The organism is Microbacterium sp. STRO-1N, from assembly GCF_057748015.1.
Map to the genome: position 1 here is coordinate 2129343 of NZ_CM173234.1, position 15203 is coordinate 2144545.

Here is a 15203-nt window from a genome sequence, read left to right on the forward strand (position 1 = left end):
GGTGCACGAAATAATTGCACAGCAAACGCTCAGGCTCGAGCACGACCTGCCGTTGCGGCGAGGATCACGCCTGGCAGGACGGACACCAGTAGAGCTTGCGGGCGCCGATCTCCTCCAGCGCGATCTCGGTGCCGCAGATCCGACAGGGCAGTCCGGCACGGTGATACACCCAGTGCCGATCGTCCCGACTCGCCATCGCGGCGCGGTACTGCGCCGGCGCGAGGTCGTCCATCGTCATCATCTGCCCGGTCTCGACGCCGATCGCCAGCAGTCGCACCCAGTCGCGCCAGAGCTCGCGCACCAGTTCCTCCGGCACGTCGCGGCCCGGTGTGTGCGGATTCAGTCGGGCACGGAACAGCATCTCGGCGCGATAGACGTTCCCGATGCCGCTGACCACGGCCTGGTCCATCAGCAGCAGCGCGATCGCGGTCGGCTTCCTGCGCACCGCACGCACGAAGCGCTCCTCGCCCTCATCCGGGTCTCCCACGAGCGGATCCGGTCCGAGCTTCGCGACGGTGGCGAGCATCTCCTCCGGCGTCTGGAGCACGCACGCGGTCGGTCCGCGCAGGTCGGCGCAGGTCGGGCCCACGCGCTCCGATGCTCCACCCGCCGCGTCAGCGGCGAGCGGAGAGAGCGTGGGGTCGGTCATCAGGCGGAGTCGCACCTGGCCGACGACGGGTGGCGGCCACTCGACGCCCTCATCCGCCAGCCCCTTGGTCTGCTCGGACATCCGCACGTGGACGCGCGTGCGCCGAGGCGCACCGATCGAGGACAGCGAATTCTCCCCTGCGTCGTCGAGGATGGCGTCGCCCTCGGTCGCCCCGAGGTCCGTGCCGCGCTGATTGGTCTGCCCCATCCTTCCGTTCGCCGAGGCGATGGTCGGATCGACGAGGATCTCGCCGGCGAAGTCCCACGCGCCGTACAGTCCCAGGTGCACGCGCAGCCAGACATCGCCCTCGGTTTCGAGGAACATCTGCTTCCCGACCGCCTGGACACTCAGCGCCTCGCGTCCGTCCAGCACGGCAGCTCCCTCGACGAAGCGCCCCTGCGGGCTCGATGCCACGAGCCGTTGGCCGACGAAGTTGCGCGCGAACTGGCGCGCGATCCGATGGACCGAATGCCCCTCTGGCATGTCAGGCTCTGGGGTCCGGAAGCAGCGACCCGTCGCGTTCGTAGTCCGCGATCTGCCCGATGCGACGGACGTGCCGCTCGTCCTGGGAGAACGGCGTCCGGACGAAGCGATCGATGAAGCTCACGACCTCCTCGAAGGAGTGCTGGCGTGCACCGATCGAGATCACGTTGGCGTCGTTGTGCTCGCGCGCGAGTTCGGCCGTCGACAGATTCCACACCAGCGCGGCGCGGATGCCTTCGACCTTGTTCGCGGCGATCTGCTCGCCATTGCCTGATCCCCCGAACACGACGCCGAGAGCCTCGACGCCGGCACGCTGATCGCTCACGACAGCCTGCGCCGCGCGGATGCAGAACGCCGGGTAGTCATCCAGCGCGTCGTACTCGACGGGCCCGTGATCGACGACCTCATGACCCGATCCGCGCAGATGGTCCTGCAGCTGCGTGGAGAAGTCGAGACCTGCGTGATCGGTGGCGATATGGATGCGCATGGATCCCATCCTATTGACGGCCGGGAGCCGCCGATGCCGCGCGTTACGGGACGAGTCCGGCCGCTGCTGGCTTGAAGCCGGCGCGGATGTTCTCGCAGCATCCGGGGCGGCACACGTCGTACCAGGGACCGAGATCCGTGACGTGCGGACGCTCCGCCGCAGGGCGACCGTCGAGGCGCTCCTCGACGAGATCGACGATCCCGGCCACGAACGCAGGAGAGACACCGGGCGTCGGCGTTCGCACGAACGCGAGGCCGGCTTCCTCAGCAGCCTCGGCGGCCTCCGTGTCGAGGTCCCACAGCACCTCCATGTGGTCGCTCATGAAGCCCAGCGGCACCACGATGACCGCTGACTTGTCCCGCCCTGGAAGCTCTCCGATGACGTCGCAGACGTCCGGCTCGAGCCAGGGCTGCGTCGGCGGACCGGATCGTGACTGGTAGACGAGCTCCCACTCCACCGCGCCGGCCGCCGGAATCTCCGCCTCGACGCGGTCCATGACCCACGCGCCGACGGCTTCGTGCTGCGCCGCATAGGCACCGCCGGGTCCCCAGTCGACATCCCGCGGGCCGGATCGCCTGGCGTCGTCGATCGGCACGCTGTGCGTCGAGAAGAGCACCTGGATCCCGTCAGCGGGAATCCCCTCGGCCAGGTAGCCCTCGATCGCCGCGCGGACGCCCTCGAGGAAGGCGTCGACGAACCCCGGGTGGTCGAAGAAGGGCCGGATCTTGTCGATGGTCACCGTCTCGCCCAGACCGGTGTCCTCGAGCACGCGTGCGAAGTCCTCGCGGTACTGACGGCAGCTGGAGAACGAGCTGTACGCGCTGGTCGCGAAGGCGAGCAGGGAGGTGTCCCCCTCCGCCGCCGCATCGCGCACGGCATCCTCCAGGTACGGCTCCCAGTTGCGGTTGCCCCAGTACACCGGCAGGTCGATGCCCCGGCGGCGCAGTTCGGCTTCCAGAGCGGCCTTGAGCGCGCGGTTCTGGGCGTTGATGGGGCTGACGCCGCCGAAGTGCCGATAGTGGTGCGCGACCTCTTCGAGTCGCTCATCCGGGATGCCGCGCCCCCGCGTGACGTTCCGCAGGAAAGGGATGACATCGTCCTGCCCCTCCGGCCCGCCGAATCCGGCGAGCAGGATGCCGTCGTACGCGACGGGCGTCTCGACGAAGGGGACGCCGTCAGCCGCAGCGGGCGAAGCGAAGGGAACAGGGGAAGAGGTGTTCGCACTCACCCCTCCATCCTTGCACCTCCGGTCGTTCGCCTCGGCCGCGTCCTGGCGTAGGCTGTCATGGTTGCCGTCGGCGCCAGCAGCGTCGTGGAGCGGTCGCACCCCTGACCCCTGGGAGAAAAGCTGTGCCTGGAGAGAATCTCACCCGTATCGAAGCGCAGGAGCGTCGAGCCCTCATCGACACGCAGTCGTATCAGGTCTCGTTGGACCTGACGAAGGGCGAGGAGGTGTTCGGATCGCGCAGCGTGGTGCGATTCACCGCCCAGCCGGGAAGCTACACCTTCATCGATCTCATCGCGCGCGAGGTCCGCGAGATCTCGCTGAACGGCGAGCAGCTCGACCCGAGCGAGGTGTTCGCCGAGTCGCGCATCGCGCTCGCCGATCTGCAGGCCGAGAACGTGCTCGTCGTCGACGCGGACTGCGAGTACACCAACACCGGAGAGGGGCTGCACCGCTTCGTGGACCCGGTCGACGGCGAGGTCTACCTCTACTCGCAGTTCGAGGTGCCGGACTCCCGCCGCGTGTTCGCCGTCTTCGAGCAGCCCGATCTCAAGGCCACGTTCCAGTTCACGGTGACGGCCCCGGCCGCCTGGAAGGTCGTATCGAACTCCCCCACCCCTGAGCCGATCGTGCACGACCCGTCGACGGGCTCCGGCGACGGCGCCATCGCCACCTGGGGCTTCGAGCCGACGCCGCGCATCTCGTCCTACATCACCGCGCTCGTCGCCGGGCCGTACGAGTCGACCTTCTCGGAGCTGACCAGCGCCTCCGGCCGCGTCATCCCACTCGGCGTCTACGGGCGCAAGAGCCTGTGGCAGCACCTGGACGCCGACTACATCTTCGACAAGACCCGCCAGGGCTTCGAGTACTACGAGTCGAAGTTCGGCGTGCCGTACCCGTTCGCGAAGTACGACCAGCTCTTCGTCCCCGAATTCAACGCCGGTGCGATGGAGAACGCCGGGGCCGTCACGTTCACGGAGACCTACGTCTTCCGCAGCAAGGTGACGGATGCCGTGAAGGAGCGTCGCGTCGTCACGATCCTGCACGAGCTCGCGCACATGTGGTTCGGCGACCTGGTCACCATGAAGTGGTGGAACGACCTGTGGCTGAACGAGTCGTTCGCCGAGTGGGCATCGACCATCGCCACCGCCGAGGCCACCGAGTGGACCGAGGCATGGACCACGTTCAACGCCATGGAGAAGACCTGGGCGTATCGCCAGGACCAGCTTCCCTCCACGCACCCGATCGTCGCCGAGATCAACGACCTCGAGGACGTCCAGGTCAACTTCGACGGCATCACGTATGCCAAGGGCGGATCCGTTCTCAAGCAGCTCGCCGCCTGGGTGGGGATCGAGGCGTTCTTCGCCGGTGTGTCGCAGTACTTCCAGAAGCACTCCTGGGGCAACACCGAACTGAGCGACCTGCTCACCGAGCTGGAGGCCACCAGCGGCCGCGACCTGAGCACGTGGTCGAAGAAGTGGCTCGAGACGGCAGGCGTCAACACGCTCGCGCCCATCGTCGAGGAGGACGTCGACGGCCGGATCAGCCGCTTCGCGGTGACGCAGACCGCGCCGGCCGACTATCCGACCATCCGCCCGCACCGCCTGGGGATCGGGTTCTACGATCTCGTCGACGGCTCGCTGACCCGGACGCACTACGTCGAGATCGACGTCGACGGCGACCGCACCGAGGTACCTGAGCTCAAGGGCCTCAAGCGCCCCGCGCTCGTGCTGTTGAACGACAACGACCTCGCCTACGCGAAGATCCGTCTCGACGACCGCTCGCTGGCCACCGCCGTCGCGCACCTCGCAGACATCTCTGACCCGCTCGCCCGCTCGCTGGTGTGGGGCGCCGCGTGGGATCAGACCCGCGACGCCGAGAGCGCGGCATCCGATTACATCGATCTCGTCCTGGGCAACATCGGTCGCGAGACCGAGTCGACGACGGTGCGGACCACGCTCGCGCAGCTGCGCACCGCCGCGACCCTCTATGTCGCACCCGATGACCGGAGATCCGCCCGTCAGAAGGTCGCCGACGGACTGTGGGAGCTCGCGCAGGGTGCCGAGGCGGGCAGTGACAGCCAGCTGCAGTTCGTCACCGCCTTCGCCGGCAACCTCGTCACCGGCGAGCACGCGGGCATCGTCGGCCGCCTGCGCTCCGGTGAGGAGACCCTGCCAGGGCTCGAGATCGACACGGACCTGTCCTGGCAGCTGCTGGTCGGCCTCGCGACGATCGGTGCGACGGATGCCTCGTCCATCGACGCGGCTCTCGCCGCGGACAACACATCCAAGGGCGCCGAATTCGCCGCCCAGGCACGGGCCGCGCTGCCGACGATCGCCGACAAGAAGGCCGCATGGGCTTCGCTCGTCGAGTCGGACGAGGCCCCGAACACGATCATCCGCGCCGCCGCACTCGGATTCGTCCATCCGGCGGGCGTCGAAGTGCTCGGCGAGTTCGTGCCGGCCTACTTCGACATGCTGATTCCGATCTGGGAGTCGCGCACGTACCAGATCGCGAACTACCTGATCGTCGGTCTGTACCCGACCGCACTCGCGAGCCGTGAACTGCGAGACGCCACTCGCGCATGGCTGTCCGCCAACCAGGATGCCGCGCCTGCGCTGCGTCGCCTCGTGAACGAGAACCTCGCCGACGTCGAGCGCTCGCTCGCGGCGCAGAGCCGCGACGAAGAGCGCTGACCGATGCAGAGGCCCGATCGGTAGGATCAGGAGGTGCTTCTCCTCCCCTTTGCGACCGATCCGGCCCCGGAACCCGAGACCACCCCCACGCTGTGGGACCAGGTGATGGCCGTGCTCATGACCGTCGGAGGCAGGGCGCTGCAGATCGCCATCATCATCGCGGTCTGCGTCGTCATCGCACTGGTGCTACGAGTCGTGATCCGCCGTGTCGTGCACCGGATCGTGGACAGTGCGAAGTCGAAGGCATCCGTCGACGACACGCAGGCGATCGAGCGATCGCCTCTGGCCGACATGCGCCTCGTGCAGCGGACGAGGACGCTCGGCACGATCCTGCAGAACATCGTGAACGTCATGCTCGTCGTGATCGCGGTCGTGCTGACCGTGAACGTGCTCGATTCCAACCTCCTCGGGTCGCTCACCCTGCTCACCGCCGCTGTCGGCGCCGGCCTCGGCTTCGGAGCGCAGAACATCGTCAAGGACGTCCTCAACGGGATGTTCATCGTCGCCGAGGACCAGATCGGAATCGGCGACGTGGTCGACCTCGGCCTCGCCTCCGGCGTCGTGGAATACGTGAGCGTGCGCATCACCCAGGTGCGCGATGTCAACGGAACGCTCTGGTACGTGCGCAACGGCGAAGTCACGCGCATCGGCAACATGTCTCAGGGGTGGGCGCGCGCCATCATCGACCTCGGCGTCGCACCCGATGCCGATTTCGAAGCGGTCGAGAAGGCGATGCTGGAGACCGCGCAGGACCTCGCCAAGGACCCGAAGTGGCGCACGCGGATCGTGGAGCGCCCCGAGATCTGGGGACTCGAGTCGATCACGGGCGACGCCCTCGTCGTTCGCGTCGTCATGAAGACGCGGGCGAACGCGAAGGACGACGTCGCACAGGAGCTGCGGGCACGGCTCAAGAGGCGCCTCGACGAGCTCGAGATCGGCGTGCCCAGCATGACCACCGTCACCCCGACCGGCCTCGACGGCGCACGACGCGTCCGAGGAGCCAACCCGCCCCGGACCCGCCCCAACGCCGTGACGGGCGTCCCCCCGGTCGTCGAACGCGGCATCTGGCGCCGGAAGAAGTCCGGTGGGTCCGCGGGGACCACCGCCCCAGGAGATGAGAAGAAGTGACGTTCTACGATGAGGTCGGCGGATACCAGACGTTCGAGAAGCTGGTGGCGACGTTCTACCGCGAAGTCGCGCTCGACCCGGTGCTCAAGCCCATGTACCCGGAAGAGGATCTCGGCCCCGCCGCTGAGCGGCTGACGCTCTTCCTCGTGCAGTACTGGGGAGGGCCGACGACGTACGGCGAGACACGAGGGCATCCGCGGCTGCGCATGCGGCACATGCCGTTCCACGTCGATCCGGATGCGAGGGACCGCTGGCTGCGCTGCATGCGCACCGCAGTGGACGAGGCGCAGTTGTCGCCGCTGCACGAATCGACGCTCTGGGACTACCTGGAACGCGCCGCGTATGCCATGGTGAACACATTCGAGCCGTCCGGGATCGGCCCCGCCGCCGTCGGCCGGCCGACACTGGAGACCCGCAGTCAGGATTCGACGGAGAGCTGATGACGACCACGCCCCTGTCCGCAGACGTACTCGTGATCGGATGGGGGCTGGCCGGCCTCGTCGCCGCTGCAGAGGCGTCCGCGGCAGGCAGGCGGGTCGTCCTCATCGACCAGGAGCCGCGCTCGAACCTCGGCGGACAGGCATGGTGGTCGTTCGGCGGTCTCTTCCTCGTCGACTCCCCCGAGCAGCGCCGCATGGGCATCAGGGACTCGCTCGAGCTGGCGACGCAGGACTGGTTCGGAAACGCCGGCTTCGATCGCGCGGAGGACGCCTGGCCCAAGAGGTGGGCCGAGGCGTACCTCGGATTCGCCGCTGGCGAGAAGCGCGCCTGGCTGCGCGAGAAGGGCGTCGGGTTCTTCCCCGTCGTCGGGTGGGCGGAGCGCGGCGGCTATGGCGCGCTCGGGCCGGGCAACTCGGTTCCCCGGTTCCACATCACCTGGGGCACGGGCCCAGGAATCGTCCAGCCCTTCGCAGCGGCCGTGCACACCGCCGAGGATGCCGGGACGCTGACGATCCTTCCTCGCCATCGCGTGAACGAACTCATCGTGTCGGACGGTGCAGTGACCGGCGCACGTGGCGATGTCCTCGCCGGCACCGGCGAACCCCGCGGCGTGGCGAGCAGCCGTGAGGTCGTCGGCGCGTTCGAGATCGCCGCTGGCGCGACGATCGTCGCCTCCGGCGGCATCGGCGGCAACCACGACCTCGTGCGCGCGTTCTGGCCGGAAAGCCTCGGCAGCCCGCCGTCGCACATGCTCTCGGGAGTGCCCGCCTATGTCGACGGGTCCATGCATGCCGTCTCGGCCGCCGCCGGCGCGCACCTGATCAACGGCGACCGGATGTGGCACTACGTCGAGGGGATCACGAACTGGGATCCGGTATGGCCGGCCCACGGCATCCGGATCCTGCCTGGTCCGTCGTCGCTGTGGCTCGACGCCACCGGCAAGAGGCTCCCCGTGCCGCTGTTCCCCGGGTTCGACACTCTCGGCACCCTCTCCCACCTGCGGGCGACCGGACACGATCATTCCTGGTTCATCACGACCCGTCAGATCGTCGAGAAGGAATTCGCGCTCTCGGGCAGCGAGCAGAATCCGGATCTCACCGGGAAGGACGTCCCGCTGCTGCTGAAGTCCCGCCTCGCCAAGGGCCCCACAGGGCCCGTGCAGGCGTTCCTCGACGAAGGCGAGGACTTCATCGTCGAGAACGATCTCGACACGCTCCTGGAGCAGCTGCGCGGAGCTCCGGGCGGCGAACTGCTGGACCTCGAACGCGTCAGGCAGGAGATCGTCGCCCGCGACCGCGAGATCGACAACGACTTCACCAAGGACGCGCAGATCGGGATGCTGCGCTCGATGCGTTCCTATCGGGGCGACAAGCTCATCCGCACAGCGACCCCGCATCGGCTGCAGGATCCGGCAGCCGGTCCGCTGATCGCCGTGAAGATGCACGTGCTGACACGCAAGTCGCTCGGGGGCATCCAGACCGACCTCGACGGGCGGGCACTCGGTGCCGACGGGGCTCCGATCCCCGGGCTGTACGCCGCAGGCGAGGCGAGTGGATTCGGCGGTGGCGGCGTGCACGGGTATCGCGCACTCGAGGGGACCTTCCTCGGCGGCTGTCTGTTCTCGGGCCGTCAGGCCGGACGCGCGGCGGCGCGCTGACCTAGCCCGCTGTGCCGGTTCCGCGGACTGCGGTCAGACCGGATGCCACCGGGCCACGGGCGAGGACGTGCCCTCGACGGAACGCGATCCGCGTCCAGCGCCCCGAGCGCATCACCGGGATCTCCTCTTCCCCGGAGATGAATCCCAGCGCGTCGGCGGCGAACGCCATGCCGCGCGGCAGGTCGCTGAGGTCGGGGTCCGGCTCGCCCCAGATCGCGGCGCGCAGCGCCCTGACCGCCTCCTCCCCTGCGCCGGGCATCGTTCCGTGCGCGACGGCGCTGATGCCCCACTGGGCGCGCTGGGCGATGCCGGATGCCGTGAGCGAGGCCTCCTGCTGCCAATCGCCACGCGGTGGTGCGATACCGGCCCAGGACGGCGACAGTGCGGTCTCCGGCAACTCCAGCATCCGATCGTCCTCCGTCGCCGCGAGGGAGGCGACCACCAGATCGCACTCCAGCTCGGGATCGGCCCCAACGATCCGCATGGCGAGGACCGTCGGGGTCTGGTCGAAGAGCCCGTGCGGGGCGAGGACAGCCGTCGTGAGCGCGAGGACACCGCCGCGGGCCTGCAGCCGCACCCCCTCATCGGAGATGCGCGTGGCGCGGCCGACGAAGGTCAGGACGTCTCTGGCGGTTTCGGGATCGGCGAGCACGAGGCGGGGAGGCACGCGCTCTAGACTACCGAGGTGCGGCGCCGGGCCGCGGGAGGGACCGTCATGAGCGAAGACGCGCACGCCGAGGCATCCGTCGAACTGCTGCTGGATGTTCTCGATCTGGACGAGAGTTCCGCGCGTACCACGGAGGACATCTTCACCGGTCGCTCGCATGCGATGCCGTCAGGGCGCATCTACGGCGGGCAGGTGCTCGCGCAGTCGCTCATCGCCGCCGAACGGACAATGCCCCCGGAGCGCGCGGTGCACTCGATGCACGGGTACTTCCTGCGACCTGGCGATGCGTCGCAGGGGCTGACGATCGCCGTCGACCGGATCCACGACGGCCGGTCCTTCTCGACGCGCCGCTCGCAGGCCTACCAGAACGGCGTGCCGATCTTCTCGATGATCGCGTCGTTCCAGGACGAGAGCCCTGGGGTCGAGCATGCCGTCCCCATGCCTTCCGGTGTGCCGGCACCGGAGAACGTCGCACCGGACGAGGACCTTGTCGCCGGCGTGCATCCGCTGTCGATGCGGATGCTGCGGGATCGCCCTGCCGATGTGCGCCACGTCGAGGGTCCGATCTATCTGACCGTCGAAGGCGAGCGGCGTCCGCATCAAGCCGTCTGGATGCGGATCCGGTCGCAGATGCCGGACGACGAGCGTCTGCACCGTGCCGCGTTGGCGTATCTCAGCGACATGACGATCCAGGAGTCGATCCTCCGCGCGCACGGCGTCGCCTGGGGGCTCACCGGCCTCAAGGTCGCGAGCCTCGACCACGCCATGTGGTGGCATCGGTCGGCGCGCGCCGACGAATGGCTGCTCTACGTCCAGGAGTCGCCGAATGCCCGTGGCGGGCGCGGACTGGCCTCAGGACGCATCTACGCGCGCGACGGCGCGCTCGTCGCGAGCGTCGCCCAGGAGATCATGATCCGCGTGCCCGAGGGCGACGCGGGGCGCTGACCCGCGACACGGCCAGTGGCCGTTGCGGTTCAGCGGTGCGCGTAGACGATCGATTCGCCGACGTACGGCTCCCACGCGGCGCGCATCTCGGGAGTGATGCGCGTCGGACGCCCGGTCTGCGCGTCTACGAGCACGATCACCGCCGTCGAGCGCGCATATACGGTGCGCTCGACGGACGCGGGGTCGTTGTGGACCTCGTAGCAGACCTCGACACTGGACCCGCCGAGCTTGCCGAACCACATCTGCACCTCAAGGGGATGCCGCTGGTACGGCACAGGGGCGAGGTACTCGATCTCCTGCCGGGCGATGAGCGTCAGGACGCCCTGCTCGATCCCGGAGTCGAGCACCGCCGTCGACGGTGCCTGCTCCCCCGGGCCCGGTTTCCAAAAGGCGCGCACGCGCGCCTCCTCGAGGAGCTTGAGCATCGAGGTGTTGTTGACGTGATTGAACGCGTCGAGATCACCCCATCGCAGGTGGATGGGGATGTGCAGCCTAGTCACGCGTGAGCTTGCGGTGCGTCGAACGGTGCGGGTTCGCTGCATCAGGGCCGAGGCGCTCGATCTTGTTCGCCTCGTACGCCTCGAAGTTGCCCTCGAACCAGTGCCACTTGGCGGGGTTCTCGTCGGTGCCCTCGTACGCAAGGATGTGCGTGGCGATGCGGTCGAGGAACCACCGGTCGTGGGTGATGACCACGGCGCAGCCGGGGAACTCGAGCAGGGCGTTCTCGAGCGAGCCCAGGGTCTCGATGTCCAGATCGTTGGTGGGCTCGTCGAGCAGGAGGAGATTGCCGCCCTCCTTGAGGGTGAGGGCGAGGTTCAGGCGGTTGCGCTCTCCACCGGAGAGCACACCGGCCTTCTTCTGCTGATCGGGGCCCTTGAAGCCGAACTTGGAGACGTAGGCGCGGGAAGGGATCTCGGTCTTGCCGACCGTGATGAAGTCCAGGCCGTCTGATACGACCTCCCACAGGTTCTTGTTCGGGTCGATGTTCGCGCGGGACTGGTCGACGTAGCTGATCTTGACGGTCTCGCCGATCTTCAGATCTCCGCCGTCGAGCGGCTCGAGGCCGACGATCGTCTTGAACAGCGTCGTCTTGCCGACGCCATTCGGGCCGATGATGCCGACGATGCCGTTCGGCGGAAGGCTGAAGCTCAGACCGTCGATGAGAACGCGGTCGCCGAAGCCCTTCTTGAGGTTCTTCGCCTCGATGACGATGCTTCCGAGGCGGGGGCCGGCGGGGATCTGGATCTCCTCGAAGTCCAGCTTCCTGGTGCGCTCCGCCTCTGTGGCCATCTCCTCGTAGCGGGCGAGACGCGCCTTCGACTTGGTCTGGCGCCCCTTCGCACTGGAACGCACCCATTCGAGTTCGTCCTTGAGCCGCTTGGCGAGCTTCGCGTCCTTCTTGCCCTGGATGGCGAGGCGCTCGCCCTTCTTCTCCAGGTAGGTGGAGTAATTGCCCTCGTAGCCGATCAGACGACCGCGGTCGACCTCGGCGATCCACTCGGCCACGTTGTCGAGGAAGTACCGGTCGTGCGTGATCGCGATCACGGCTCCCTTGTACGCCTGCAGGTGCTGCTCGAGCCAGAGCACGCTCTCTGCGTCGAGGTGGTTGGTGGGCTCGTCGAGCAGGAGAAGGTCCGGCTTCTGCAGCAGCAGCTTCGCGAGGGCGACGCGGCGCTTCTCTCCACCCGACAGCGGGGCGATCTCCGCATCTCCTGGCGGAGTGCGCAGAGCGTCCATCGCCTGCTCGAGCTGGGAGTCCAGATCCCAACCGTCTGCGGCGTCGATCTCCTCCTGGAGCACTCCCATCTCGGCGAGAAGCGTGTCGAAGTCCGCGTCAGGGTCGGCCATCTGCGCCGAGATCTCGTTGAAGCGGTCGAGCTTGGCTTTGATGGCGACGCCGTCCTGGATGTTCTCGAGGACCGTCTTGGTCTCGTCGAGCTCGGGCTCCTGCATGAGGATGCCGACCGAGAACCCGGGGCTGAGCTTGGCCTCGCCGTTGGACGGCGTGTCCATGCCGGCCATGATCTTAAGGATCGTCGACTTACCGGCGCCGTTCGGGCCGACCATACCGATCTTCGCGCCGGGGAGGAACGCCATCGTGACGTCGTCGAGGATGAGCTTGTCGCCCACCGCCTTGCGTGCACGGACCATCGAGTAGATGTACTCTGCCACGGAAAACCGCTCCTTCTGTTGGCGTCGTGAATCGACACCCCAGCCTACCGGCTGAGCGATGTGCGGTTGCCGGTCACCAGTCGATGGGGCGCGTGGTCCCGACGAGGCACCTGCCCTCGGCGAGTTGGTCCGTCACGGTCGTCACTGGTTCACCGGTCGACGGTCCGACCTGACCGACGAGGCACTCTGCGTCGCCCCAGCGGACCGAGAACTGGAGGCTCTCGACCGGGTTGCCCACGGTCGTCTCGTCCGCGGTGACCTGCATGGCCGCCTTGTCGAAGCCGGCGGCGACGAGCGCGTCGATGTACGCGCGTCCCTGCGCGCGCTGCTCGGAGGCCCAGACCTGCGCCGTGACCGAAGCGAACAGGGGCAGATTGTCGGCTGCCGTCCCGTCGGGCACGAGCGCCGGTGCAGCGGGCTCTGTGGCTTCGGCCGTCGCTCCGGGGGTGGGCCCAGACGAAACCGCCGTCGAGGGCGTCGGGGGGTCCGTCGGCTGCGGAGAGCACGCCACGAGAGTGAGTGCAAGGATCGCCGCAGCGGAGTACGCGAATGCGCGCGCGGCAGGAGCGGCAGGTCGGCGAGGCACGGTTCGAGTCTAGGGGGCATGCATCGCCGACCCCCGTGAGCGGCGTCAGGCGGCGTTGTGGGTCGGTTCCAGTCCCCACGCCGGGTTGACACCGTCCGCGTCCTCCTCCCGCACGGAGTCCTCGTCCATCTCGGATTCGGACGCCGGGTCGCGATCAGCCGGCATGGACTCCGCCTCCTCCGAGCTCGATGCACGACCGGCCGCCGGACGGTTGCGGACGAAGGCGCTCGTCCCCCAGCGCAGATCATGACCGATCGCCTCGGCGTCGATGTCGAGGCTCGTTCCGCGTGCGGTGCCGTTGTCCCAGTCCCTGGCGCGAAGCCGCCCCGTCACGATCACCGGATGCCCCTTCTGCAGCGACGCACGCGCCTGAACGGCGAGTTGCCGGTAGGCCGACACGTTGTACCAGTTGGTCCCCGTGTCGACCCAGGTCTGCGTCTTCGCGTCGTAGCGGCTCTGACTGCTGCCGACCCGGAAGTTCACGACGGGCACACCGCTCGCCGTGGTGTTGCCGCCGGGGTCGTTCCCGATGAATCCCATGATCGTGATGGTGTCGTTCATCGCCTTCTCCTCAAGATCCCGGGTCGCGCCCGGCTGACGAACAGCGTGCCCGGATCAGTGCCTGCCGCGCACAGCGCTTCGCCCGACTTCGACGGGAACGGTGGAGAACTCCGTCATTCGTCTCCGCTGTGCAGGGCGAGTGCCCGCCGTCGACAACCCTCTTCACGGCAATGTCGGTGGTCGGTCATATGTTCGATCACGAGAGGAGATACCGATGCACACTCACACGATCACCGCCCTTCCCGACATCCCCTACGCGACCCCGAAGCTGTCGTCCAGCCGCGAGAACCTCATCAGAGCGGGCGATCATCTGTGGCGCGTGCAGGATGCCGCGGGGCGCATCCTCGGCCATCTCCGCATCGCGGCAGAGCCGCTGGGGCTGCGCTACCGCGCCGAGCGTCTTCACCTCGCGTCCGGCGCGTTCCGGCTCATCGGCGAATTCTGGACGGTCGACGAAGCGGTCCAGACGCTGCGCTATCTGAGGTGAGATTCAGGTGTGCCCCCGGCAGGATTCGAACCTGCGACCGGCGGATTAGAAGGCCGCTGCTCTTCCTCTGAGCTACGGAGGCGATCACCTTAACGCTACCGTGCCAGGGACCAATGTCTGTGCGCTCATTAGGATGCCTGTATGGCAACTGCGTCTGAGAACGATCGACTCGTCTGGATCGACTGCGAGATGACGGGACTCGATCTCCAGATCGACGAACTCGTCGAGATCGCCGTCGTCATCACCGATTTCGAGCTGAAGCCGCTCGATCCGGGCTTCCAGATCGTGATCAAGCCGAGCGATGCAGCACTGACGAACATGAACGACTTCGTCACGAACATGCACCGCTCCTCGGGCCTGATCGAGGAGATCCCGGCGGGCGTCAGCCTGGCGGAGGCCGAGGCGCAGACGCTGGCCTACATCAAGCGCTTCGTGCCGCTCGAGCGCAAGGCCCCCCTCGCCGGCAACACCATCGGCACGGATCGCATGTTCCTCGCCAAGTACATGCCGCAGATCGACCAGTGGCTGCACTACCGCAACGTCGACGTGTCCAGCATCAAGGAACTGTCCCGACGCTGGTATCCGCGTGTCTTCTTCCAGGCGCCTGCGAAGGACGGCGGGCATCGCGCTCTCGCCGACATCCTCGAGTCGATCCGCGAACTGCGCTACTACCGCGAAGCGGTCTTCGTGCCCGAGCCCGGACCGTCCAGCGATGAAGCACGCGACATCGCGACCGCCACGGTCTCCACATTCGCCGAAGACATCTGACGCACGTGTCATTCGCACCGCCAGACGTGTATTAGAATCGTCTGGTTGCCTGCTGACAAGCGGGCGCATGGTGGCTATAGCTCAGTTGGTAGAGCACCGCGTTGTGGTCGCGGGGGTCGCGGGTTCGAGCCCCGTTAGCCACCCCACATCATCGAGGTGTTCGCGTCCGATCCATTCGGCCGCGAACACCTCGAACTGTTTTCGCGTCCTCGGTAGGATCGTCATACGGATGCCGCCGACCTGAGGAGTCC

Annotated in this window: 15 protein-coding genes and 2 tRNA genes; 8 read left to right on the forward strand and 9 right to left on the reverse strand. The window is 67.7% G+C overall.

Features of this window, described 5'->3' with window-relative positions; all coding sequences use genetic code 11:
• Positions 1-64: 64 nt before the first annotated feature.
• The 3 genes from AC3ANJ_RS10235 to AC3ANJ_RS10245 are packed head-to-tail and all read right to left on the reverse strand — an operon-like array spanning position 65 to position 2847.
• Positions 65-1132 (reverse strand): Fpg/Nei family DNA glycosylase, encoded by a 1068-nt coding sequence (locus AC3ANJ_RS10235; RefSeq protein ID WP_488316220.1) that lies wholly within the window; start codon positions 1130-1132, stop codon positions 65-67.
• 1 nt (position 1133) lies between these two features.
• Positions 1134-1619 carry a ribose-5-phosphate isomerase gene (locus AC3ANJ_RS10240; RefSeq protein ID WP_488316221.1) on the reverse strand — a complete coding sequence of 162 codons (486 nt, stop codon included), beginning with the start codon at positions 1617-1619 and terminating at the stop codon, positions 1134-1136.
• Between the two features lie 43 nt (positions 1620-1662).
• Positions 1663-2847: a ferrochelatase gene (locus tag AC3ANJ_RS10245; RefSeq protein WP_488316222.1), complete on the reverse strand. Its 1185-nt coding sequence runs from the start codon at positions 2845-2847 to the stop codon at positions 1663-1665.
• Positions 2848-2969: 122 nt separating this feature from the next.
• Between AC3ANJ_RS10245 and pepN the strand changes: the two genes are divergently transcribed.
• The 4 genes from pepN to AC3ANJ_RS10265 are packed head-to-tail and all read left to right on the forward strand — an operon-like array spanning position 2970 to position 8766.
• On the forward strand, positions 2970-5540 hold the full coding sequence (pepN, locus tag AC3ANJ_RS10250) for an aminopeptidase N (RefSeq protein WP_488316223.1): 2571 nt from the start codon (positions 2970-2972) through the stop codon (positions 5538-5540).
• A gap of 33 nt (positions 5541-5573) precedes the next feature.
• Entirely contained in the window at positions 5574-6668 is a 1095-nt protein-coding gene (locus tag AC3ANJ_RS10255) for a mechanosensitive ion channel family protein (protein ID WP_488316224.1), read from the forward strand.
• Positions 6665-7108: a globin gene (locus AC3ANJ_RS10260; protein ID WP_488316225.1), complete on the forward strand. Its 444-nt coding sequence runs from the start codon at positions 6665-6667 to the stop codon at positions 7106-7108. The genes AC3ANJ_RS10255 and AC3ANJ_RS10260 overlap by 4 nt, the downstream gene beginning before the upstream one ends.
• A complete protein-coding gene (locus tag AC3ANJ_RS10265) occupies positions 7108-8766 on the forward strand; it encodes an FAD-binding dehydrogenase (protein ID WP_488316226.1) in 1659 nt (552 codons plus the stop codon). The genes AC3ANJ_RS10260 and AC3ANJ_RS10265 overlap by 1 nt, the downstream gene beginning before the upstream one ends.
• A gap of 1 nt (position 8767) precedes the next feature.
• On the opposite strand, the gene AC3ANJ_RS10270 is transcribed toward AC3ANJ_RS10265, so the two are convergent.
• Positions 8768-9433 carry a DUF8185 domain-containing protein gene (locus tag AC3ANJ_RS10270; RefSeq protein WP_488316227.1) on the reverse strand — a complete coding sequence of 222 codons (666 nt, stop codon included), beginning with the start codon at positions 9431-9433 and terminating at the stop codon, positions 8768-8770.
• 48 nt (positions 9434-9481) lie between these two features.
• On the opposite strand from AC3ANJ_RS10270, the gene AC3ANJ_RS10275 reads away from it, so the two are divergent.
• Positions 9482-10378: an acyl-CoA thioesterase gene (locus tag AC3ANJ_RS10275; RefSeq protein ID WP_488316228.1), complete on the forward strand. Its 897-nt coding sequence runs from the start codon at positions 9482-9484 to the stop codon at positions 10376-10378.
• A gap of 29 nt (positions 10379-10407) precedes the next feature.
• Here the strand turns inward: AC3ANJ_RS10275 and AC3ANJ_RS10280 are convergent, their stop codons facing one another.
• The 4 genes from AC3ANJ_RS10280 to AC3ANJ_RS10295 all read right to left on the reverse strand — a co-directional run bounded on the left by AC3ANJ_RS10280 (position 10408) and on the right by AC3ANJ_RS10295 (position 13697).
• Entirely contained in the window at positions 10408-10920 is a 513-nt protein-coding gene (locus AC3ANJ_RS10280) for an acyl-CoA thioesterase (protein WP_406250109.1), read from the reverse strand.
• Entirely contained in the window at positions 10871-12550 is a 1680-nt protein-coding gene (gene ettA / locus AC3ANJ_RS10285) for an energy-dependent translational throttle protein EttA (protein ID WP_406250108.1), read from the reverse strand. The genes AC3ANJ_RS10280 and ettA overlap by 50 nt, the downstream gene beginning before the upstream one ends.
• A gap of 73 nt (positions 12551-12623) precedes the next feature.
• Positions 12624-13136, reverse strand: a complete 513-nt coding sequence (locus AC3ANJ_RS10290; RefSeq protein WP_488316229.1) for a DUF6993 domain-containing protein — start codon at positions 13134-13136, stop codon at positions 12624-12626.
• A 45-nt stretch (positions 13137-13181) separates the two neighbouring features.
• A complete protein-coding gene (locus tag AC3ANJ_RS10295) occupies positions 13182-13697 on the reverse strand; it encodes a single-stranded DNA-binding protein (protein WP_488316230.1) in 516 nt (171 codons plus the stop codon).
• Positions 13698-13911: 214 nt separating this feature from the next.
• Here AC3ANJ_RS10295 and AC3ANJ_RS10300 point away from each other — a divergent pair, with 214 nt between their 5' ends.
• A complete protein-coding gene (locus tag AC3ANJ_RS10300; protein WP_488316231.1) occupies positions 13912-14184 on the forward strand; it encodes a hypothetical protein in 273 nt (90 codons plus the stop codon).
• Positions 14185-14194: 10 nt separating this feature from the next.
• Here AC3ANJ_RS10300 and AC3ANJ_RS10305 read toward each other — a convergent pair.
• Positions 14195-14266 (reverse strand) — tRNA-Arg (locus tag AC3ANJ_RS10305).
• A gap of 59 nt (positions 14267-14325) precedes the next feature.
• Here AC3ANJ_RS10305 and orn point away from each other — a divergent pair.
• Both orn and AC3ANJ_RS10315 read left to right on the forward strand, forming a co-directional pair.
• Positions 14326-14952 carry an oligoribonuclease gene (gene orn, locus AC3ANJ_RS10310; protein WP_488316232.1) on the forward strand — a complete coding sequence of 209 codons (627 nt, stop codon included), beginning with the start codon at positions 14326-14328 and terminating at the stop codon, positions 14950-14952.
• A gap of 70 nt (positions 14953-15022) precedes the next feature.
• A tRNA-His gene (locus tag AC3ANJ_RS10315) sits at positions 15023-15098 on the forward strand.
• The last annotated feature ends 105 nt before the right edge of the window (positions 15099-15203 follow it).